Genomic DNA, 2,590 nt, shown 5'->3' with positions numbered 1-2,590 from the left:
GGGCCAGCCCGTCGCCGGCGCCCCGGCGGCCGCGAACCCGGCTGCGGCGAACGCGCCTGCCGCGAACGCGCCTGCCGCGAACGCGCCTGTGGCGAACGCGCCTGTGGCGAACCCTGCTGGGGCGAACCCGGCTGCGAACCCGCCGGCCTCCGCGACCGGTGGCACCGCCGCGCGCACCTCGGCGCCCACCTCGGCGCCGGCCCCGGCCGGACAGGCCGCGGGGACGGGTACCGGCTGATGACGACGGCACCGCCACGGCCGCGGGCCCGGCCTGCCGGTGCGGTCCGCGGCGGGGGGCCACCACGCCGCCCTTCGCCACCCCGCGGTCGCACGGCCAGGTCGGACAACGCCCGGCTCAAGATCGGCCGGATCGTCCTCGTCCTGGCCCTCGCCATCGCGACCCTGAAGCTCGTCGCCGTGCAGACCGTGCAGGCGTCGGCCCTCTCCGCCGCATCGGCCCGGCAGGCCCAGACCCGCATCGTGCTGCCCGCCGAGCGCGGCCCGATCCTCGACCGCGACGGCAACCCGCTCGCGTTCAGCGTCGAAGCCAGCGCGGTGGTCGCGAACCCGCGTCAGATCCGCTCCGTACACCCCACCGACCTGGCCCCGTACACCGCGGCGATGGCGGCGGCGATCGCGCAGGCCACCGGCGCGGACCAGGCCACGCTGCAGACCCAGCTCACCAGCGACAAGGGCTACGTCGTGCTCGCGCCCACCGTCGACCCCGACGTCGCCAACGCGCTGCGCAGCAGGTTCCCGGAGATCGCCATCGAGCGCCGGGAGGACCGCCAGTACCCCGCCGGGGACATCGCGGCCAACGTGCTCGGCACCGCCACCTGGGACGCCACCACCGGCAGGCTCGCCGGCCGCGTGGGGCTGGAGAGCTCGCAGGACAACATGCTCGCCGGGTTCGACGGCCTGCGCATCGTCGACACCGCGGAGGGCAGCAACACCGTCATCCCCGGCAGCACGCGCTTCGAGCGGCCCGCCGTGCAGGGCTCCACGATGCAGCTGACACTCGACTCCGACCTGCAGTACAAGGTCCAGACGGCGCTGAGCGCGTTCGTCGCGAAGACGGGGGCGAAGGGCGACTCGTCGACCGTCGTGCTCGACGTGAGGTCGGGCCAGGTTCTGGCCCTGGCGACGGGGGAGACGTTCGACCCCAAGAACCTCGCCGCGGCCACGCCCGACCAGCTCGCCAACCCCGCCGTGAGCAGCCCGTTCGAGCCCGGCTCGGTCAACAAGATCGTCACGATGTCGGCGGCGATCCAGTACGGCGTCGCGAAGCCCACCGACATGCTGGACGTGCCGGGCAGCATCAAGGTCGCCGACCGCACCATCAGCGACGCCTGGGCGCACGGGCTCGACCATTACACGCTCACGGGCGTGCTGGCGAAGTCGTCCAACGTCGGCACCATCATGACCGCGCAGAAGGTCGGGGCGCAGCGGTTCGCCGACATGCTCGCCAAGTTCGGGCTCGGCCAGAAGACCGCCGTGGGCCTGCCCGGCGAGAGCGCGGGCAGCGTGCCGCCGATCAACACGTGGTCGGGATCGACGTTCGGCAATCTGCCGATCGGCCAGGGCCTGTCGATGACGGTGCTGCAGATGGCCGGGATGTACCAGACCATCGCCAACGGCGGGCTGCGGATCCCGCCGCGCATCATCGAGTCGGTGACGAGCCCGGACGGCGTCCGCGTCCCGACGCCCCAGCCCGCCGGCGTGCAGGTCGTCTCGCCCGAGACGGCGGCCACCGTGCGGCAGATGCTCATGGCCGTGACCCAGAACGCACCCGGCCAGAAGGGCACCGGCCCCGCGGCGGCCGTGCCGGGCTACATGGTGGCGGGCAAGACCGGCACCGCGCAGCAGGTGGATCCGACGTGCGGCTGCTACTCGCAGTCGAGGTACTGGATCACCTTCGCCGGGATGCTGCCGGAGCAGAACCCGGACTTCGTCATCGGGATCATGCTCGACGCCCCCGCGGGCGGCGCCAGCGCGGCGCCGCTGTTCCACGACATCGCCACGTTCCTGGCCCAGCGGGACAAGATCCCGGTGACCACCGAGCCGCAGCCGATCCAGACGCTCCAGATCAAGTAGCGGCCCACCCGTGAGCCGGGCTCCCGATGCGCGCGAGTCGGCGTGTCCGAGTCGCACGCAGGCCGTGACCCGCGCGCGTCCACGTCCCGGCTCGCGCGTACCCAGGCCCCCGACGTGCGCGCGTCCGCGGCATGACTCGTGCACCCAGTTCTCGATGTGCGCGCATCCACGGCCCCGGCTCGCGGGGTCGGGGGGATCGGTGGGCGGGGGGTTCGTCGCGGCGACCGGGATGTGTGCCCCTCGTCCGGTCCGTCCGCCCGGTCCGTCCCGTCCGGGTGGGTGCGGTCGCGGCCATCGGTGCCGTCCGGGCGCCCGTCGGTCCTGGTCGGGGGCCCGCGGGCGGGGGTGGTCGGCGACCGGGAAGATCCCTGCGCCGGACGGCCCGGGCGGGCACTCCGGGAGGGCCGGTGCGGGGGCGGGCGGCCGGGCCGCCGCCGGTAACCTCCCGCGCATGTCCCCCGCAGGCCCCGCCATCGCCGCCGCGCCCCCGCGGCCG

General features: G+C 74.6%; 1 protein-coding gene. It reads left to right on the top strand.

The annotated features are described in order from the left end of the window. The first annotated feature begins 237 nt into the window (after nt 1-237). Complete coding sequence (locus JWR81_RS27200; RefSeq protein WP_297659066.1) at nt 238-2,094, top strand: penicillin-binding protein 2; 1,857 nt, start codon at nt 238-240, stop codon at nt 2,092-2,094. Nucleotides 2,095-2,590: the final 496 nt, after the last annotated feature.

Origin of the sequence: Pseudonocardia sp. (assembly GCF_025965585.1) — a bacterium.
GTDB lineage: Bacteria > Actinomycetota > Actinomycetes > Mycobacteriales > Pseudonocardiaceae > Pseudonocardia.
The sequence above is the reverse complement of the archived record's forward strand: the minus strand, read 5'-3'. Positions and strand labels throughout refer to the sequence as shown.

Excerpts from the sequence above, each read along its gene's own strand:
- JWR81_RS27200 (WP_297659066.1), top strand. The coding sequence starts at position 238 with ATGACGACGGCACCGCCACGGCCGCGGGCCCGGCCTGCCGGTGCGGTC.